Below are 19,337 nucleotides of genomic sequence, written 5' to 3'. Positions count from 1 at the left end.
TGCAGGGCGGACATGGCCATGTCACGCAGAGCCCTTGATGGAGTCGACGCGATGATAGGTTCCGGTGAGTGGTGAGCACAGCAACGACGTCCCGGACCCAGTTGAGCCGGGTCACCCTGGTCGGTGAGCGACGACGTGCCGACATCGTCCTGCCGTCGGACACCCCGATCGGCCAACTGCTCCCCGACATCCTGCGGTTGCTCGACGACCGCGCGGCCACCCGGCCGGCCACCCGGCAGCTGATCACCTCCGACGGCTCGGTCCTGCCGCACGACGCGACGCTGGCGTCGGCGGAGATCCCCGACGGCGCCGTGCTGCAGCTCGTGCGCGCGCACGCCGCACCGCCCGCGCCGGTCGTGCACGACGTCACCGACCAGGTCGCCGACGACCTCGACCTGCGCGCCTGGCGCTGGCGCCCGGCCGCCCGCCGGGCCAGCGCCGGCGTGGCCACCGTCGCGTTCGCGGTGACCGCGGGTCTGCTCGCCCGGCGCGAGTTCGCGCTGGAGAGCGTGACCTCCGCGCTCGCGGCCGCCACCGTGGTCTGCCTGATCGCCGGAGCCCTCGTGGCGAAGATCGGCAAGGGCAACCGGGGCCTGGCGACCGCGCTGCTGCTCGCCACCGGCGGGCTCGGACTGCTCACCGCCTGGACCGCCGCCGACGCCTACGACTGGTCCGCCACGGCCCGCCTCGCCGGTGTCGTCGGCGCCCTGGTGATCACCTTGGTGCTGCTGGCCTACTTCTCGCCGCTCGGCCGCGGCGGGCTGATCGGCGCCGGATCGGCCGCCGTGATCGCCGTGGTGTGGGAGGGCGTCGCCGCCGTGCAGGACCGGCCGGACCGGCTCGGCGCCGTCATGGCCGTCGTCTCCGTCGTGCTGCTCGGACTGCTGCCCCGATTCGCCCTGATGGCCTCCGGGCTCACCGGGCTCGACGACCGGCGCTCCTCGGGCGTGTCGGTCAGCCGGCACGAGGTCGCCAACGCGCTCGCCGCCACCCACCGCGGGCTGGTGCTCGCCACCGTCGTCACCGCCGCCTCGGCCGCCGCCGGCGGCTGGCTGCTGACCGCCGCCCACGAGCCGACCGTGTGGACGGTGGCGCTGGCCTCGCTGACCGCCGTCGTCCTGCTCTCGCGGGCGCGGGCCTTCCCACTGGTCGCTGAGGTGGTGGCGGCGTTCGCGGCGGCGGCCGTGCTCGTCGTGCGGCTGGCGGTGCTGTGGCTGGACCACGCCGGGGGCGGCGGGGCCCTGGTGCTGCTCGGCGCGGCGGCGCTGCTGCCGCTGCTCGTCCTCGCGATCGAGCCGCCGGAGCACATCCGGGTGCGGCTGCGCCGGTTCGCCGACCTCATCGAGTCCCTGGGCGTGATCGGGCTGTTCCCGCTCGCCGTCGGGGTGTTCGGCATCTACGGGCAGCTGCTCAACAAGTTCTGAGGCTTCACGGACGACGCGCCGGCGCTCCGGGCGGGATGACGAGGCAGGGGAAGAAGGCGACATGCCGAGCGGGGACAACTGGCAGAGCGACGTGCTGCGCGATCTGAGGAGCGGCGGCACGCCCCGGAAGGGACCGGAGGGACCGGAGGAGGGCGCCCACGCGCCGCGCACACCCGGGCAGGAGGGCCTGCCGGACACGGCACCGCGGCCCGACGCGGCCGCGCAGCCCGGCGCCGAGGCCACGGGCGTACCGGCGCAGTCGCAGGGGCAGCCGCAGTCGCAGGTGCCGGGACAGGCGCAGTGGGCAGCGGGACAGCAGGGGCAGCCGCAGCCGCCCGCGCAGGGGGCCGCCGCCCCCGCCTACGGCTACCCGCACCAGGCGGCCGGCGGCTGGGCCGGGACGCCCGGCGGCGCGGGGGCCCAGCACCCGTACGGCGGCCTCGGCGCGACTCCGCCGTACGGCCCGGCGCCGACCGGCGCGGCCCCGCCGTACGGCCCGGCGCCGACCGGCTCGACTCCGCCGTACGGTCCAGCGCCGACCGGCTCCACACCGCCATACGGCCCGCGCCCCCTGCCGCGCCCGGTGCAGGCGCGCGGGGGCGGTCGCTCCACGGCGATGCTGGTCGCGGTCGCGCTGGTCGTCGCGCTGGGCGCGGGCGGATCGGTGTACGCGCTGATGCGCGGCGTCGGCGGCGACGACAAGGGCGGCCCCGGCCCCTCCCCGACCCTCACCGCGGCGCGGACCACCGGCCCCGGCCCGTCGCCCACGACCTCGGCGTCCGGCTCGCCCTCACCGGTGAACGGCGCGGTCCCGGCCGCGTACCTCGGCACCTGGACCGCGACGATCGACAACGCCTACGGCCCCAACCCGCGCCGGCTCACCCTCGGCCAGGGCGAGGTCGGTGACACGGTGCTCACCCTGGTCGCCGACGGCCCCACCGACTCCGGCGGCACCTACCACTGCGTGTTCCGGGCCCGGCTCATCCGGCAGCCGGGCAGCGACGGACCGCTGGAGATCGGGCCGTCCACGGTGACGGTCGGCAAGGACAGCCCGGCCTGCCGGCCCGGCGAGGCGACGCAGATCACGCTCCTGCCGGACGGCAGGCTGCGGCGGGTGAACACCAGCACCGGCGAGGAAGTCACCTACAGCAAGGACTGAGAGCGGCACGGCCGCACCGACCGCCACCGCCCCGCAGCGCACCTCACGCACCCGCGGCACCTCACCGCGTTCACGGTGCCGAGCCTCACCGCGGCTCCGGTGGCCGCTGCCGGGGCATGTTCGGCCGCGCGCCCCCGGGCGGCAGCGCGGAGCGCCCCTGGCCGGCGCCCACCTCGGGCCGCCCGCCCCCGGCCGGCACCGCCGACTGCAGCCCGAGCGGCACCGACCCGACCCGGAAGTCCACCATCCAGTCGGCGGTCTCCGTCCGCACCAGCTCGGCGACGTCCTCCGAGAACCGCCGCAGCACGCCGATGCACCGCTCGGCGGCCTCCCCGGCCGTGCCCTCGGCCGGTCCCAGCACCTCGCGCACGTTCTCCACCGCCCACTCGAACTGCAGCGCCTGCAGCCGCCGCTGCACGGCCTGCGCGGTGGCCACGTCCCGCATCCACCCGGAGGTCACGCCGAAGAACCGGTCGATCGCCACGCACGCCACGGACAGCAGCAGCGCCAGGTACCCCCAGGGAGCGGCGCCGTCCGCCGCGCCGGCCAGGCCGAGCAGCGGCAGCGCGGCCCCGGCCACCGCGCCCGCCGCGGCCCCGCACCGCAGCGTCCGCGCCCCGCGCCGCTTCCACCCCCGCTCGGCCAGGTACCAGGAGGCGGTGTCCAGCGCCCGGCGCTCCACCCACCGGTACAGCTCCTCCAGCCGTTCGGCGGGCTCGCCCCAGTCGCCGAGCGGAAGGGGCCGCCCGGTCAGATCGCCCGGCCGCAGCCCGGGCGCCCGGTCCCCCCGCCCGTCCCGAGACGGACGGTCGGGCTGCTTCTCCGGCTGACCCACCCGGCACTCCCTACTGATCACCGTCACGGTCCGTCCCGGACCGTGACGCCGGACGCTGGCTGACACGCCGGACCCCTTCCTACCCCCGGTCGGGTGGCGAAACGGAGGGAAGGACCGCTTTTCCGCCCGGAAGGGGGCGTCCACCAGCCGCAGGACTCACCTGTGACTCACCCGAAAGAGTGGCGGCGCGCTGTCCGCCCGGACCACGTAGGCTCGTGCCAGCGGGGTCACTGCGGACGGTCCCCGCCCGGATGCCGTACGACAGCGCACCCGGATGCCCGTACGAGAGCAGGAGCCGATCGTGATTCCCGGTGGTGGCCAGCCCAACATGCAGCAGCTGCTCCAGCAGGCCCAGAAGATGCAGCAGGACCTGCAGCGGGCCCAGGAGGAACTGGCGCGGACGGAGGTCGACGGGCAGGCGGGCGGCGGCCTGGTCAGGGCCACCGTCACCGGCGCCGGCGAGCTGCGCGCCCTGAAGATCGACCCGAAGGCGGTGGACCCGGAGGACACCGAGACCCTGGCGGACCTGATCGTCGCCGCCGTCCAGGCGGCCAACGAGAACGCCCAGACGCTGCAGCAGCAGAAGCTCGGCCCGCTCGCCCAGGGCCTGGGCGGCGGCAGCGGCATCCCCGGGCTGCCGTTCTGAGGCCGGCCGGAACCTGAGGCCGCTCGGGGCCGACATCGCCCCGGGTCCTCCGGTTTCCCCCGGGCCGCCTTTCTGAGGGGCCGCCCGGCCACTACGGTACGAAGCGAAGCAACACGCGGGAAGGGACGGCAGTCCGGTGTACGAAGGCGTGGTCCAGGACCTCATCGACGAGCTGGGGCGGCTGCCCGGCGTCGGTCCCAAGAGCGCCCAGCGGATCGCCTTCCACATCCTGCAGGCGGAACCGACGGACGTGAAGCGGCTCGCGCAGGCGCTGCTGGAGGTCAAGGCGAAGGTCCGCTTCTGCGCGACCTGCGGCAACGTCGCGCAGGAGGAGCTGTGCGCGATCTGCCGCGACGCCCGCCGCGACGCGTCCGTCATCTGCGTGGTCGAGGAACCCAAGGACGTCGTCGCCATCGAGCGCACGCGCGAGTTCCGCGGCCGGTACCACGTGCTCGGCGGGGCGATCAGCCCGATCGAGGGCGTGGGCCCGGACGACCTGCGCATCAGGGAACTGCTGGCCCGCCTCGCGGACGGCACGGTCACGGAACTCATCCTGGCCACGGACCCGAATCTCGAAGGCGAGGCGACCGCCACCTACCTCGCCCGGATGATCAAGCCCATGGGCCTGAAGGTCACCCGCCTGGCCAGCGGCCTCCCGGTGGGTGGCGACCTGGAATACGCGGACGAGGTCACCCTCGGTCGCGCCTTCGAGGGGAGACGACTGCTAGATGTCTGACGCCACGCTGCACGCGACCGGCCAGAACCCGGACGACTTCGCGGTCCAGGTCGCCGACCAGATCGAGAGCTTCCTCGTCGCGGTCACGGAGGTCGCCAAGGGCGACGAACCCGACTCCGCGATCCCCTTCCTCCTGCTGGAGGTCTCCCAGCTGCTGCTGGCCGGCGGCCGGCTCGGCGCGCACGAGGACATCGTCCCCGACGAGCGCTACGAGCCCGACCTCGGCCCGGAGCAGGACGTCGACGCCCTGCGGGAGAACCTGGCCCGCCTGCTGGAGCCGGTCGACGTCTACTCCGAGGTCTTCGACCCCTACGAGCCGCGCAGGGCCCCGGTGCCGGCCCGGATCTCCGACGACCTCGCCGACGTCGTCACCGACCTGCGCCACGGCATGGCCCACTACCGCGCCGGCCGCACCACCGAGGCCCTGTGGTGGTGGCAGTTCTCCTACTTCTCCAACTGGGGCCCCATCGTCTCCGCCGTCCTGCGCGCCCTGCAGTCCGTCGTCATCCACGTCCGCCTCAACCAGCCCCTGGAGGAACTGGACGGCTTGGACACCGACCAGGGCATGGGCGACGAGACCCTGGAGTTCGAGGCGGGCAAGGTCATGGCCCAGGAGATCGCGGGACCGCTGGGGCTGGGCCGGGCGCAGTGAGCGCCTGAGCCGCCGCCGGTACCGGTACCGGCCGGCCCGGTGCTGTGGTGACCAACGGCTCACCGCACCCGGCGCTGCCCCCTGACCTGCCGTGATACGCGGCCCGCATGCATCGTGCGGGTACCGCATTGGTGTCACGGCCGCCGCTCACCGTCTACTTCCCCCGTACGACACCGCCCGCCGGACCCACCGTTCCGGCGGGCGTCACTCGCCCGGCGGCCGGTCCGGCCGCCACCGAGTCCGACGGGGAGCGAGTCGGGATGACCGGCAACGACACCACCTGTGCCACCTCCGCCCACGGCAGCCGCTACGTGCTGCTGCCCGCCCTCGGCGCCTTCGCGCTGGGCCTGGACGCCTATGTGATGGCGGGCCTCCTGCCCCGGGTCGCGGACGACCTGGGCGTCTCGCCGGCCTCGGCCGGCCAGATGGTGACCGTGTTCACCCTGTGCTACGCCCTGGCCGCGCCGGTGTTCGCCGCCGCGCTGGCCGGCCGTTCCGCCAAGGCCGTCCTCACCTGCGCGCTGGCCGTGTTCACCGCCGGCAACGCGCTGACCGCACTCGCGCCCGCCCTGCCGGTGCTGCTGGTGGCCCGGGCCCTGGCCGGGATCGGCGCGGGCCTGTACTCCCCGATGGCCGCGGCGACGGCGGCGGGCCTGGCCGGACCGGAGCGCCGGGGCCGCAGCCTGGCGCTGGTGATGGGCGGGATGAGCATCGGCACCGTGGTCGGCGTCCCGCTGGGAGTGCTGGTCGCCGACCATGTGGGCTGGCGCGGGACCCTGTGGCTGATCACCGCCCTCGGGGCGCTCGCCCTGGCCGGGATCCCCCTGCTGCCGGCCGCCACCGCGGGTCCGCCGCCCGCCCTGCGGGACCGCGTGCGCGTGCTGGCCGACGGCCGGGTCGCGGGGATCGCGGTGGTGTCGCTGCTCGGCGGTGTGGCCAGCCTGGGGCTGTACACCTACCTGGCCCCCTTCCTCGCCGACGCCGCCGGCCGTACCGGCACGGTCGGCCCGATGTGGGCCTGGGGCGTGGGCGGGGTGCTCGGCAGCCTCCTCATCGGCCCGGTCGTGGACCGCACCCGGCGGCCCTTCGCCGTCGTCGGATGGCTGCTCGCGCTCCTGACGGCCGCCCACCTGGTGCTGCCTCCCGCCGCGGGCGCCCTGGGGACCCTCGTCGTACCCCTGGTCGTCTGGGGGGCGGCGGGCTGGGCGCTGCAGGTGCCCCAGCAGCACCAGCTCATGGCGGCCCGGCCCGAGCAGGCCCCCGTCGCCGTGGCGCTCAACAGCTCCGCCGTCTATCTGGGCAGCGCGATCGGTTCGGCGCTCGGCGGCACGGTCATGGCGGCCGGCGTGACCCCGGCCGCGCTGCCCCGGTGCACCGCGGCGGTGGCGGCCCTGGCCCTCGTCCTCCACCTCACCGCAGTACGGCACGTCGTCCGCCGCCGCGCGGCGGGCGAACGCGCGCACGACTCCGCGGCGAGGACGACCGCGTGACCGGCAGGACTAACGTGACCGGCATGGACATCGGCATCCAGCACCTGCGGTGCTTCCTCACCCTCGCCGAGGAAGAGCACTTCACCTGGGCCGCCGACCGCCTCGGGATCTCCCAGCCGACCCTCAGCCGCCAGATCCGGCGCCTGGAGGAGACGCTGGGCCGGGCGCTGCTGGACCGCAGCACCCGCCATCCCCGGCTCACCGCGGAGGGCCGCCGGCTCCAGGCGGAGCTGCACATCCTGCTGCCGCGTCTGGAGGCAGCCCTGCGGCCGCCCGAGCCCGAGGCGGCGTTCCGCCTCGGCTACGCGTGGGGCTTTCCCCGCACGCTCGGCCGGCGGGCCATGGAGTACATGGAGGAGCACCACCAGGTGCTCGTGCAGCCGGTCCGCACCGACGACCGGACGGCGGGCCTGCGGGACGGCGCGGTGGACGCGGCCCTGCTGTGGGGCGGTGTCACCGACCCGCGGCTGACCTCGGTGGAAGTCCTGCGGGACGGGCGGGTCGCGGCGGTCTCCCGGCGCTCCACGCTCGCCACCCGGTCCACGGTGACCTGGCGGGACATCGGGCGGCGCTGCCTGGTGGTCAACACGGTCAGCGGCACCCTCACCCCCGACGACTGGCCGAAAAGCGCCACTCCCGAGATCGGGGCGGAGACCACCAACATCGAGGAGTACCTGCACGCCGTCGCCGCCCGCCGCGGCGTCGGCGTGCTGCCCTCGTCGGTGGCCGCCCAGCACCCCGACCCCGACGTCCTCTACCTGCCGCTGACCGGTGCCCCGCCCGCCACCTTGCACTACGTCCGGCCCCGCACCGACCCGCACCCACACGCCACGACGCTTCAGACGGCCCTGCTCAGCGCGGCGTCCGACGCGCCGGCGCGGCCGGTGACGCACCGGGCTGCCCGCCGGGCCGAGCACGTGCGGTGAACGCCCGACCCGGCGTTGTGACCCCGCCCACGTTCCGAGTGGTGTCCCGGCCCCTGGGCATGAGTCGTCCTGAACGGCGGGCGCCGGAGGTCTCACCATGCGATACCGCAGGGGGAAAATTCGGACGCTCGATAGACTGAGCCGACCGCACCGCATATGCGTCGGTGCGACACACACGGACTGAGCGAGGAGCGCACGTGGGCCTTGTCGTGCAGAAGTACGGAGGCTCCTCCGTAGCCGATGCCGAGGGCATCAAGCGCGTCGCCAAGCGGATCGTGGAAGCGAAGAAGAACGGCAACGACGTTGTCGTGGTCGTTTCCGCGATGGGCGACACGACGGACGAGCTGATCGATCTCGCCGAGCAGGTTTCCCCGATGCCTGCCGGGCGCGAGCTCGACATGCTGCTGACCGCCGGAGAGCGGATCTCCATGGCCCTGCTGGCCATGGCGATCAAAAACCTGGGTCACAAGGCCCAGTCGTTCACCGGCAGCCAGGCAGGTGTCATCACCGACTCGGTCCACAACAAAGCCCGGATCATCGACGTCACGCCGGGCCGCATCCGGACCGCGCTGGACGAGGGCAACATCGCCATCGTGGCCGGTTTCCAGGGCGTCAGCCAGGACAAGAAGGACATCACCACGCTGGGGCGCGGCGGTTCCGACACCACGGCGGTCGCTCTCGCCGCCGCCCTCGACGCCGAGGTGTGCGAGATCTACACCGACGTCGACGGCGTGTTCACCGCCGACCCGCGCGTGGTGAAGAAGGCCCGGAAGATCGACTGGATCTCCTTCGAGGACATGCTGGAGCTGGCGGCGTCCGGGTCCAAGGTGCTGCTCCACCGCTGCGTGGAGTACGCCCGCCGCTACAACATCCCGATCCACGTCCGCTCCAGCTTCAGCGGACTGCAGGGCACGTGGGTCAGCAGCGAGCCGATCGAGCAAGGGGACAAGAAGGTGGAGCAGGCCATCATCTCCGGTGTCGCGCACGACACCTCCGAGGCCAAGATCACGGTCGTCGGCGTGCCCGACAAGCCGGGCGAGGCGGCCGCCATCTTCCGCACGATCGCCGATGCCGAGATCAACATCGACATGGTCGTGCAGAACGTGTCCGCCGCCGCCACCGGCCTGACGGACATCTCCTTCACGCTGCCGAAGACCGAGGGCCGCAAGGCCATCGACGCGCTGGAGAAGAACCGGTCCGGCATCGGCTTCGACTCCCTGCGCTACGACGACCAGATCGGCAAGATCTCCCTGGTCGGCGCGGGTATGAAGACCAACCCCGGGGTCACCGCGGACTTCTTCACCGCGCTGTCCGACGCCGGCGTGAACATCGAGCTGATCTCGACCTCCGAGATCCGTATCTCGGTCGTCACCCGCAAGGACGACGTGCCGGAGGCCGTGCGCGCCGTGCACACCGCCTTCGGGCTCGACTCCGACAGCGACGAGGCCGTCGTCTACGGCGGAACCGGGCGATGACGACCGCCCCCGCCCCCACCCTGCGCCCCGGAGGCGTACGGCGATGACCGGGCGACCGACGCTCGCGGTCGTGGGTGCGACCGGAGCCGTCGGCACGGTCCTGCTCCAGATCCTGTCCCAGCGTGCGGACATCTGGGGCGACATCCGCCTGATCGCCTCCCCGCGCTCGGCCGGCCGCAAGCTGGCCGTGCGCGGGGAGGAGGTCGAGGTGAGCGCGGCCTGCGAGGAGGCGTTCGACGGGGTGGACATCGCCCTGTTCGACGTGCCCCGCGACGTCGCCGCCCAGTGGGTGCCCGTGGCCGCGGCCAAGGGCGCGGTGGTGATCGACAACTCCGGCGCGTTCCGGCGGGAGACCGACGTGCCGCTGGTGGTGCCCGAGGTCAACGCGCACGCGGCACGGCTGCGTCCGCGCGGCATCATCGCCGGCCCCGGCTCCACCACCCTCACCATGATCGTCGCGGTGGGCGCGCTGCACGCCGAGTTCGGGCTGCGTGAACTGGCCGTCTCCTCCTACCAGGCCGTCAGCGGCGCCGGGCACGCGGGCGTGCAGACGCTGCGCCGGCAGCTGTCCCTGGTGGCCGGCACCGAACTGGGCACCGCCCCCGGTGACGTACGGCGGGCCGTCGGCGACGACACCGGGCCGTTCGCCGAGCCGGTGGCGCTGAACGTGGTGCCGTGGGCCGGGACGCTGTGCGCGGAGGGCTGGTCGTCGGAGGAGATGGCGCTGCGGGAGGAGTCCCGCAGGGTCCTCGGGCTGCCCCGGCTGCCGATCGCCGTGACCTGCGTACGCGTCCCCGTGATCACCACGCACTCGCTGACGGTGCACGCCCGCTTCGAGAGCGAGGTCACCGTCGACAAGGCGCGCGAGATCCTGGCCACGGCCCCCGGCGTGGTGCTGTGCGACGACCCGGCCGCGGGCGAGTTCCCCACGCCCGCCGACGTGGTGGGCACCGATCCGACCTGGGTCGGCCGGGTGCGGCGGGCGCTGGACGACCCCACCGCGCTCGAACTCTTCGTCTGCGGCGACAACCTGCGCAAGGGCGCCGCGCTCAACCTGGCCCAACTCGCCGAACTGGTCGCGACGGAGGCCGGCGCCGGCGAAGAGGGGCGGGGCCCCGGCCGCTGGACGGCCTCTTTGTAGGATCTGTGCATGTCATGTGGGGCGGGCCGCCGGTCCGTACCACTTGAACCGTGCTGCCTCGGCGTCCGAAGATTTCCCTCCCCGCCCTCCGCAACCGTGCGGAGGGCGGGGCGCGTCTATGCGGTCACCCTTCGGGGGCGTGGGGACGCGGCGGGGCATGGGGATGCCCCGGTCATTTCACGACACAGGGGAAGAGCGGGACGCATGAGGGCACGTGAGACAGCGTCTGTTGTGCTGCCTGACGCGAGAAGGGCGCCGATGGCGCCACCTGGACCACGCGGCGCAAAAGTGATGCCCGGCACGTACAACCCCCGAGGGGGGCAGGGTGTCCAACTGGCGTGGCAGAGGTACTCGACTTCGGCGCGGCGACCCGCGGCCCCGCATTGCACGCGCCCCGCGCGGCGCTCCGACCGCGCGTGCGCGTCATCCCCGGCGCGGCCGGCGGCATGCCGGTGATCGCCCCCATGCCCGCCGCGCGGCCCACCCGCATACCGACCCAGCGCGACGGCGCCGAGGAGACGGCGGCGGTCGGCACGACCGTCGACCTCCTCACCGAGACGTACCGCGCCCACTACCGTTCGCTGCTCGGCCTGGCCGCGCTGCTGCTCGACGACACCGCCTCCTGCGAGGACGTCGTGCAGGAGGCGTTCATCCGCGTCCACTCGGCCCGCAGGCGCGTCCGCGACCCCGAGAAGACGCTCGCCTACCTGCGGCAGACCGTCGTCAACCTCTCCCGCTCGGCGCTGCGCCGCCGCATCCTCGGCCTGAAGCTGCTCTCCAAGCCGATGCCGGACATGGCCAGCGCCGAGGAGGGCGCCTACGACCAGCTGGAGCGCGACTCCCTGATCAAGGCGATGAAGGGCCTGCAGCGGCGGCAGCGCGAGGTGCTGGTGCTGCGCTACTTCGCGGACATGACCGAGGCGCAGGTCGCCGAGACCCTCGGGATATCGATCGGCTCGGTCAAGGCGTACGGCTCGCGCGGCATCGCGGCCCTGAGGATCGCGATGGAGGCGCGACGATGAGCGAGCCTGCCGAAGGGCGTGAGGCGCGCCGCCGCCGCGAGCCCGATGCGCCGAACGCGCCCGGCGCACAGGGCGGGCCCGGGCACCCGCGCGGGGAGCGGAGCGGCGCACCGCCGCGGGGACGCGAGGACGCACCGCGGCCGGACGAGGGCGACACCCCGCGGCCGAACGAGGGCGACACCCCGCGGTCGAACGAGGGCGACACCTTGCGGCCGGAGGAACAGGACGACCCGCAGGCGCGGGAACCCGGTGGCGCCCAAGCCGACGCCCCGCCGCCCGGGGACGACGACACGGTCGCGCGGTCGCACGGCGAACCGGACCCGCAGCCGCAGAGCGACGCAGGTTCGCTGCCGCAGGGCGGCGACGTCGGCTCGTCGCAGCCGGACGGGCAGCAGGCCGCGCGGTCGCTGGACGGCTCGGACCCGCAGCCGCAGGGCGGCAACACCGGCTCGTCGCAGGCGGACGGGCAGGGCGGCGCGCGGTCGCCGGGTGACGCGCGTCCGGACGACAAGGGCGGCACGCCGTCGCAGGGCGGTCCGCATCCGCGGTCGGGGTCGCGGTCGCAGGCGCGGCTGCGCGGTGATGCCCCACCGCACGACGAGACGCCATCGCACGCTGGGAACCACGACGTGAACCACAGCCCCGACGACCAGGGCCTCGACGGGCTCGGCCCGGACGAGCTGGCCCTGCGCAGGTTGCTGCACGAGGCGGTCCAGGACGTCGCACCGCGCGAGGACGCGCTGGAGCATCTGCGGCGCGCGGTACCGGCGCGGCGGGCCCGCAAGCGGCAGGCCGTGGGCGGCATGGCCGCCGCCGCCCTGTTCCTCGGCCCCGCCGTCCCCGCCCTCGTGCACGTCTCCGACGTCGCCGGTGCCGACGCCAACCCGGCCATGGCCGGGCAGGCCTCGCAGGCCCACGGCGGCACCGGCCAGGGCAAGGGACCCGACGGCGGGGAGAGCGCCGTCGGCGGTTCCTCGGCGGCGGCCACGGGCCCGGGCAGGAACGACAAGAAGGACGGTCACCGCCCCGGGGCGAGCACCGCGCCCGGCGGAGTCGGCCCGGGAGCCGGCAAGGACGGCCCCTCGGCCTCCGCCGACGTCGGCGTCCCCGAGTGCACCGGAGCCCAGCTCGGCTCCGCCACCGCCACGGTCGGCGCCCCCGACACCACCGGCGCCGTCTACGGCACCTTCCACGTCGCCAACGTCTCCTCCACCAGCTGTGCCGTCAGCGGCCCCGGCACCGTGACCACCCACGCGCAGGGCGCCGCCGACGCCACGAGGATCAGTGTGGTGCCGCACACCTCCGGGGACGCCGCGAGCGGGCTGCCCGATCCGGCGGGCGAGGTGTCCGGGCTGGTGCTGGCGCCGGGTGCGGCGTACGAGGTGAAGTTCGCCTGGGTGCCGTCCGAGACCTGCCCCAGCACGGGAGGCGGCGACAGCTCCGGCGGCGGCGGTGGTGGCGGGGGCAGCGAGACCAGTGGCCCGTCCCCCGACCCGTCCCCGAGCCAGGACGCCGGCGAGACCGCCGGCGCCGCCCCGGGCACCGACACCGGTGCCACGCCCCAGCTGATGACGGAGGGCGGCACGGCGGAGGGCAGCGTCGAGGTCTCCCACACAACGGAGGCGGGCTCGCCGACGGTCTCGGCGACGGTCCCGAACGCCTGCGCCGGCACGGTGTACCGCACGGGGGTGCTGCCGGTGTCGTAGCCGGGCGCGGGCTGCTGCCGGTGTCGTGGCCGCGCACGGTGGGTGCTGCCGGTTTCGTATCGGCGCACCGGGTGGTGCGGGTGGGCGGCCGGGAGCGGGAAGCCGGGAGCCGAAAACCGGGAGCGGGGTGCCGCGGGCCTCGTGGGGTGTGCGCGCTCAGACCGTGGTGGTCCGCTCCTCCGGAGCCTCGGGCGCCCGGGGAGCGTCGGGGACCTGGGTGGCGTCGGGCGCCTGCGGGGCCAGTCCCAGCTCCGCGTCCCGTGCGGCCTCCACCTCGCGCCGCAGCAGGCGGAACCACATGAAGACGACGAATCCGGCGAAGACGAACCACTCACCGGTGTAGCCGAGGTTCTGGAACGCCTTCAGGTCCAGACCGCTGCCCTCCGGAGCCTTCGCCGGGACCGCCTTCATCCCGGGGTCGGCCTTGTCGAGCGTGATCCACGCGTCGTACACGCCGTAGGGCACGAGGTTCACCAGCGACGCCGCGCTGATCACCGAGGTCTGCCCGGACGGCAGCCCGCCCTGGGCGCTGACGCCGTTGTCGCCGGGGGTCTCGGACGCCTGCAGCGCCCCGGTGACCGTGACCCGGCCCGTGGGCGGTGCCGGGGCCTTGGCGGCGTCGGCGGTGCCGGGCAGCCAGCCGCGCACGACCGGCAGTGCCTTGCCGGAGTCGGTCCGCAGCAGCGTCAGGACGTAGTAGCCGCTCCTGCCGTCCAGCTCACGGTCGGGGACGAGCAGCTGCTTGGCGTACCGGCCGGTCGCGGTGGCCTGTCTGCCGGAGGTCGCCTTGTCGACGGGCAGCAGCCGGTCCAGCGGGCGCGGCGCCTCGGTGCGGGCCGAGGCGGCCTGCTCGGTCGCGCTCCGGTGGTCCCGCACATGCCCCTCGAACCGGCTCAGCTGCCAGGACCCCATGAAGACGCAGAACGGGATCGCGAGCAGCGCGAAGACGTTGATGCCCCACCAGCGGGGCGTCAGCAGAAACCGGTACACGCCCTCAACGGTACGGCCCCGCCGGACATCGGCCGGGCGCGGGGTGCGGGTTTTCCACAGGCCGCCGGCCGGCGGGTCGTCACCCGGGACGGTTTTCCACAGGCTGGGGAAGCGGGGCGGCGCGTTGTCGGCGCGGGCAGGCAGTATGGGGCCATGACTGAGAGCAACGGGGCCGCGCCTCTGGACGAGCGGGACGAGCAGGACCAGCGGGACGTAGGGGACCGGCAGGGGACGGCCGGGGAGATGCCGGACTGGGAGAAGCGCTTCCGGGCTCCCCGGGTGTCGCTGCCGGAGTGGGCGCAGGACGCCCCGGACCGCTCCTTGTTCGTGTCCAACGCGACGGGGACGTACGAGCTGTACGCCTGGGACCGGGCGAGCGGTGAGCAGCGCCAGGCGACCGACCGGCCGAACGGCACCACGGACGGGACGCTGTCCCCGGACGGCGCGTGGATCTGGTGGTTCGACGACAAGGACGGCGACGAGTTCGGCGTCTGGCGCCGCCAGCCCTTCGCCGGGGGCCCCGACGAGGTGGCCGTGCCGGGCCTGGAGCCGTCGTACCCGGCGGGTCTCGCGCTCGGCCGCGACGGACGGACGGTGGTCGTGGGCCGGTCCACGGACGAGGACGGCACGACCATCCACCTGGCGCGGCTGGGCTCGGACGAGCCCCCGGTGGAGATCTACCGGCACCGCGAGTCGGCCGGCGTCGGCGACCTCTCCCACGACGGCACGCTCATCGCGATCGAGCACACCGAGCACGGCGACGCCATGCACTCGGCACTGCGCGTGCTGCGCCCGGACGGCACGGCGGTCGCCGAGCTGGACGACACCAAGGGCGGCGCCGTCGAGCTGGGCCTGGAGGTGCTGGGCTTCGCCCCCGTCGACGGCGACACGCGCCTGCTGATCGGGCACCAGCGCCGGGGTCGCTGGGAGCCGCTGGTCTGGGACGTGGCCACGGGCGAGGAGACGGATCTGGCGCTGGACCTGCCCGGCGACGTCAGCGCCGAGTGGTACCCGGACGGCAGCGGCCTGCTCGTCGCGCACAGTTTCGAGGCCCGCAGCGAGCTGTTCCGCTACGACCTGGCGAGCGGTGAGCTGACGCGGATCCCCACCCCGCCGGGCACGGTGTCCGGGGCGACGGCCCGCCCGGACGGCAGCGTGGAGTACCTGTGGTCGTCGGCGGCGGAGCCGTCCGCGGTCCGCTCCACCGACGGCCGGGTGGTCCTGGACCCGCCCGGGATGAAGTGCCCCGGCTCGGTCCCGGTGGAGGACGTGTGGGTGGAGGGCCCCGGCGGGCGCATCCACGCCCTGGTGCAGAGGCCGGCGGGGGCCACGGGCCCGCTGCCCACGGGGTTCGACATCCACGGCGGCCCGACCTGGCACGACAGCGACTCCTTCGCCGCGGGCCCGGCCGCCTGGGTGGACCACGGTTACGCGGTGGTCCGCGTCAACTACCGCGGCTCCACGGGGTACGGCCGCGCGTGGACGGACGCGCTCAAGCACCGGGTGGGCCTGATCGAGCTGGAGGACATCGCCGCGGTGCGCGAGTGGGCGATCGCCTCCGGTCTCGCGGACCCCGAACGGCTGATCCTCACCGGCGGCTCCTGGGGCGGCTACCTCACCCTGCTGGGCCTCGGCACCCAGCCGGAGGCGTGGGCGCTGGGCATCGCCGCGGTCCCGGTCGCCGACTACGTCACGGCGTACCACGACGAGATGGAGGCGCTGAAGGCGATGGACCGCACCCTGCTGGGCGGCACCCCCGAGGAAGTCCCCGAACGCTTCGCGGCCTCCTCCCCGCTCACCTACGTCGACCAGGTCAAGGCCCCGGTGTACATCTCCGCCGGCGTCAACGACCCGCGCTGCCCCATCCGCCAGATCGAGAACTACGTCAAGCGCCTCGAAGCCCGGGGCGCCGTCCACGAGGTCTACCGCTACGACGCCGGCCACGGCTCCCTGGTCGTCGACGAACGCATCAAGCAGGTCCGCCTCGAACTGGACTTCGCCGCCCGCCACCTGCCGGGCTGACGACGCGGCAGCCGACCGGCACCCGGCCACCGCGGGGTGTGGAGGGGGCGGCGCGGGCGCCGCCCCGCGGGCTACCGGTCCGGCTGCGGTTCCCGGCCGCGCCGCCCCAGGAGTTCCGCCAGCCCGCGTCGCGTCGCCGCCAGCACGACCCGGTCCTCCTTGCGGAGCACGTACGTGGGGGGCAGGTTCGCGACGAGCCGCGTCCCCGGGGCGGGGCCGGTGTCCTCGGAGGACGGTCCCCCGGGGACGGGCTCGCGGCGCCCGCCCCCTCCGGCCGGCTCGCGGCGTTCGCCGCCCTGCGCGCCGGGGTCCAGCGCCAGAATCCGCCAGTGCCCGGGCCGGAAGGCATCCGCCACCGTCCGCCCCTCCAGCTGCGGATGCCCGGCCACGTCCACGGACGCGAACAGCAGCACCCGCCGCTCCACCGGGATCGCCCCGAGGATCTGCCGGCCGTACATGGCCCCGGCGAACGCGGGCGCCACCAGGTGCGACACACTGCGGCTCCGCGTCCGCGCCCGCGGGTGCGCGGCCCGCAGGGTGCGGTACACCGCGGTCGCGAAGTCGTCGTCGTACAGCCGCAGCACGACGCGCAGGTCGGGTCGTACGGTCCGCGCGTACAGCGCGGCCTCCAGGTTCGTGGTGTCCGCGCTCGTCACCGCGAGCAGCGCCTGCGCGCGGTGGATCTTCGCCGCCTCCAGCACGCCTTCCTGCGTGACGTCGCCGAGCCCCCCCGGCCCCCGCAGCCGCCGTGCCGTCGCAAGGCCCCGCGCCTCGGGATCCGACTCCACGCACACCCCCGGGCCCTGCAGTCCCCGCAGCCGCGTCAGCACCCGGGTGCCGATCTTGCCCAGCCCCAGCAGCACCACGTGCCCGCCGAGCCCGCGCGGCGGCTTGCGCAGCGCGGACGCCGTCCGGAACGTCCCCAGCGCCTCCAGCACCGCGGCCAGCAGCACCGGCAGCAGCAGCAACCCGACCAGTCCGGACAGCAGTTGCAGCACCTGCCGGCCCACCGGCTGGCCCACCGCGGGATCGTCGATGGCGAACAGGTCGAGCAGCGTCAGGTACAGCGCGCCGAGCGGATGCACGCCGGTCACCAGCCACAACGCCACCGCGAGCGCGAACACGCACGCCACCAGGCCCGCCACCGACCACCGCAGCCGCCGCGAGAACAGCGAGGCGAGCGGGGGCACGACACCGCTGCCGCGCCCGGCGGGAAGCGACCGGCCGGTGTCGACCTGCTCCAGCACCACCGTCCCGCGTCCGGTGGCCGCCCGTACGGCCGCCTCGTCCGGCAGCAGCCGGGGCCGCTGCTCGCCGCTGCCCTCGGAGCCGTCGGCCCCGGCCGGGTCGCTGCTCGTCGCCGACAGCAGCGCCAGGGTGCACAGCCCGGGGTCGGCGACCTGCCCGGGCGCGGGCGGCGGGCGTTCCACCGCGCGCAGCAGCAGCCGGTCCGTCTGCACCACCTTGGTGGTCCCGGCCACGGCGCTGGCGGCCAGCGCGGGCGCGGCGGTGTCGGCGTCGGACAGCACGGTCGTGGAGGCGTCACCGCCGAGGAGGACGCCGTCGTCCCCGGTCGCCAGGGCGGCCGCCTGGTCGAGGAGTTCCTCGATGTGCTGGCCCAGCCGCCGGTTGTACAGGCGCAGGACGAGCCGCAGCCGCGGGTTGAGCCGGCGGGCGGTGAGCGCGGCGCGGATGTTGGTCTCGTCGTCGTCGTACACGAGGGCCAGCGCGGCCGCCCGCTCCACGCCCGCCTCCGCCAGCACCGTCTCGGAGACCTCGGCGGCCTCCAGCACGCGGTCGGTGCCGCCGCCCGGGCGTCCGCCCTCCGCCGGGCCGCTGCCCGCCGGTGCGCCGCCGCTGCCGCCGCCGGCCCGGTTCACGGCCGCGCTGACCACGCGGTCCAGCAGGGCCGAGGCCGTGCGGGTGCGGCCGACCACCGGGGGCCGTACCGTGCGCTGGCGCGGCGGCACCACCAGCGTGACCTGCTCGCCGTACACGCCGCGCAGCTCGGCGGCCAACCGGTGCGCGAGCCCGTCGTCGCCGCACACCACCATGTGCGCGCCTCTGTCCTCGGGCGCACCACCCTGAAACGGAACGCTCCCCACGGGGGGAAAGACTGCCGGACCGGACGGGTGGTTCCAGGAAGTCGAGCGGCGGGCGCGGGCGGTGCGCGGTGGGGACGGGGGCGGTCGCCGGGGCCGAGCGGAAGCCCCTGACCAGGGAGACAATCGAGACAGCGCAATCCCTGGCCACAGGCGGGGCGTATATACGGCATGTCGAGGTTCCGGTTCCCCGTGGGGCGTCTCCCGGACGAGGCTCTGCTGTCCGGGCTGGCCACCGGTGACCCGGAACTGGCGGTCAGCTTCGTCCGGAGGTTCCAGCACCGGGTCTTCGGCGTCGCCGTCGCCGTCGTCGGGGATCCGCAGCTCGCCGAGGACATCGCCCAGCAGACCTTCGAGCGGGCGTGGCGCCACGCGCAGATCTACGACTCCCGGCGGGGTTCGGTGACCACCTGGCTGACCACCATCGCCCACAACCTGGCCATCGACGCCGTCCGCGCCCGGCGGGCGGGGCCGGTGGCACCCGAGGACCTGGACGCGGTGCTCGGCGTCGCCAGCCACACCCCCGAGCAGCAGGCCCTGGCGGACGAGGCGTCCTCCCGGCTGCGCGCGGCCGTGGCGCAACTGCCGCCCGAACAGGGCCGCGCCCTGGTGATGGCGGGCATCTACGGCATGACCGCCCAGCAGATCGCCGAACGGGAGGGGATACCGCTGGGCACCGCCAAGACGCGCATCCGGGCGGCGATGGGCAAGCTGCGCGCCACCCTCGCGTCCGACCGGCGAGGCGACGACCATGGCCACTGACCTGACCTGCGAGAAGCTGCGCGAGATCGGCCCCGAACTCGCGCTCGGGGTGCTGCCGGGCCGCGAACGCGCCGGTGCCGTGGAGCACCTGGAGCGGTGCGCGGACTGCCGCGAGCTGATCCGGCAGCTGACCGAGGTCGGTGACCGGCTGATCGGGCTGCTGCCGGGCAGTGAGCCGCCGGTCGGGTTCGAGATGCGGGTGGCCCAGGCGCTCACGCGGGGCGCGACGGGGCACGAGGGGCGTGTGCG

16 protein-coding genes and 1 pseudogene are annotated in these 19,337 nt (G+C 74.9%); 14 read left to right on the top strand and 3 right to left on the bottom strand.

Features of this window, described 5'->3' with window-relative positions; all coding sequences use genetic code 11:
* Positions 1-68 precede the first annotated feature (68 nt).
* On the top strand, positions 69-1,424 hold the full coding sequence (gene eccD / locus GV126_RS16955) for a type VII secretion integral membrane protein EccD (RefSeq protein ID WP_159667448.1): 1,356 nt from the start codon (positions 69-71) through the stop codon (positions 1,422-1,424).
* Positions 1,425-1,485: 61 nt separating this feature from the next.
* Complete coding sequence (locus GV126_RS16950; RefSeq protein ID WP_159667445.1) at positions 1,486-2,583, top strand: hypothetical protein; 1,098 nt, start codon at positions 1,486-1,488, stop codon at positions 2,581-2,583.
* Positions 2,584-2,668: 85 nt separating this feature from the next.
* Here GV126_RS16950 and GV126_RS16945 read toward each other — a convergent pair whose 3' ends face one another.
* The gene (locus GV126_RS16945; RefSeq protein WP_159667442.1) at positions 2,669-3,418 is read right to left on the bottom strand and encodes an SLATT domain-containing protein; all 750 of its coding nucleotides are present in this window, start codon (positions 3,416-3,418) and stop codon (positions 2,669-2,671) included.
* A 301-nt stretch (positions 3,419-3,719) separates the two neighbouring features.
* Between GV126_RS16945 and GV126_RS16940 the strand changes: the two genes are divergently transcribed.
* The 9 genes from GV126_RS16940 (at position 3,720) to GV126_RS16900 (ending at position 13,212) form a co-directional block, all read left to right on the top strand.
* Positions 3,720-4,064, top strand: coding sequence for a YbaB/EbfC family nucleoid-associated protein (locus GV126_RS16940; protein ID WP_159673815.1), 345 nt, complete (start codon positions 3,720-3,722; stop codon positions 4,062-4,064).
* A 136-nt stretch (positions 4,065-4,200) separates the two neighbouring features.
* Positions 4,201-4,800 carry a recombination mediator RecR gene (gene recR, locus GV126_RS16935; RefSeq protein WP_028421086.1) on the top strand — a complete coding sequence of 200 codons (600 nt, stop codon included), beginning with the start codon at positions 4,201-4,203 and terminating at the stop codon, positions 4,798-4,800.
* Positions 4,793-5,452 carry a DUF5063 domain-containing protein gene (locus tag GV126_RS16930; RefSeq protein ID WP_159667439.1) on the top strand — a complete coding sequence of 220 codons (660 nt, stop codon included), beginning with the start codon at positions 4,793-4,795 and terminating at the stop codon, positions 5,450-5,452. Before recR ends, GV126_RS16930 begins: the two co-directional genes overlap by 8 nt.
* Positions 5,453-5,712: 260 nt before the next feature.
* Positions 5,713-6,942 (top strand): MFS transporter, encoded by a 1,230-nt coding sequence (locus tag GV126_RS16925; RefSeq protein ID WP_159667436.1) that lies wholly within the window; start codon positions 5,713-5,715, stop codon positions 6,940-6,942.
* On the top strand, positions 6,939-7,868 hold the full coding sequence (locus GV126_RS16920; RefSeq protein ID WP_159667433.1) for a LysR family transcriptional regulator: 930 nt from the start codon (positions 6,939-6,941) through the stop codon (positions 7,866-7,868). Before GV126_RS16925 ends, GV126_RS16920 begins: the two co-directional genes overlap by 4 nt.
* Before the next feature lie 197 nt (positions 7,869-8,065).
* Positions 8,066-9,343, top strand: a complete 1,278-nt coding sequence (locus GV126_RS16915; protein WP_159667430.1) for an aspartate kinase — start codon at positions 8,066-8,068, stop codon at positions 9,341-9,343.
* A gap of 43 nt (positions 9,344-9,386) precedes the next feature.
* A complete protein-coding gene (locus tag GV126_RS16910; RefSeq protein WP_159667427.1) occupies positions 9,387-10,484 on the top strand; it encodes an aspartate-semialdehyde dehydrogenase in 1,098 nt (365 codons plus the stop codon).
* A gap of 446 nt (positions 10,485-10,930) precedes the next feature.
* On the top strand, positions 10,931-11,506 hold the full coding sequence (locus tag GV126_RS16905; RefSeq protein ID WP_028421083.1) for a SigE family RNA polymerase sigma factor: 576 nt from the start codon (positions 10,931-10,933) through the stop codon (positions 11,504-11,506).
* Positions 11,503-13,212 carry a hypothetical protein gene (locus GV126_RS16900; RefSeq protein WP_236570028.1) on the top strand — a complete coding sequence of 570 codons (1,710 nt, stop codon included), beginning with the start codon at positions 11,503-11,505 and terminating at the stop codon, positions 13,210-13,212. Before GV126_RS16905 ends, GV126_RS16900 begins: the two co-directional genes overlap by 4 nt.
* A 156-nt stretch (positions 13,213-13,368) precedes the next feature.
* Here the strand turns inward: GV126_RS16900 and GV126_RS16895 are convergent, their stop codons facing one another.
* Positions 13,369-14,202, bottom strand: coding sequence for an SURF1 family protein (locus GV126_RS16895; protein ID WP_159667424.1), 834 nt, complete (start codon positions 14,200-14,202; stop codon positions 13,369-13,371).
* A 153-nt stretch (positions 14,203-14,355) separates the two neighbouring features.
* Here GV126_RS16895 and GV126_RS16890 point away from each other — a divergent pair, with 153 nt between their 5' ends.
* Entirely contained in the window at positions 14,356-16,224 is a 1,869-nt protein-coding gene (locus GV126_RS16890; protein WP_236570027.1) for a S9 family peptidase, read from the top strand.
* Between the two features lie 71 nt (positions 16,225-16,295).
* Here GV126_RS16890 and GV126_RS16885 read toward each other — a convergent pair whose 3' ends face one another.
* A complete protein-coding gene (locus GV126_RS16885; protein ID WP_159667421.1) occupies positions 16,296-18,278 on the bottom strand; it encodes an NAD-binding protein in 1,983 nt (660 codons plus the stop codon).
* A gap of 219 nt (positions 18,279-18,497) precedes the next feature.
* On the opposite strand from GV126_RS16885, the gene GV126_RS16880 reads away from it, so the two are divergent.
* Both GV126_RS16880 and GV126_RS16875 read left to right on the top strand, forming a co-directional pair.
* Complete coding sequence (locus GV126_RS16880; RefSeq protein ID WP_159667418.1) at positions 18,498-19,088, top strand: RNA polymerase sigma factor; 591 nt, start codon at positions 18,498-18,500, stop codon at positions 19,086-19,088.
* Positions 19,078-19,337 (top strand): annotated as a pseudogene (locus GV126_RS16875) (hypothetical protein); the annotation flags it as partial. The gene GV126_RS16880 and the pseudogene GV126_RS16875, both read left to right, overlap by 11 nt.

This window comes from Streptomyces mexicanus, from assembly GCF_902506575.1.
Taxonomy (GTDB): Bacteria; Actinomycetota; Actinomycetes; order Streptomycetales; family Streptomycetaceae; genus Streptomyces; species Streptomyces mexicanus.
The sequence above is the reverse complement of the archived record's forward strand: the minus strand, read 5'-3'. Positions and strand labels throughout refer to the sequence as shown.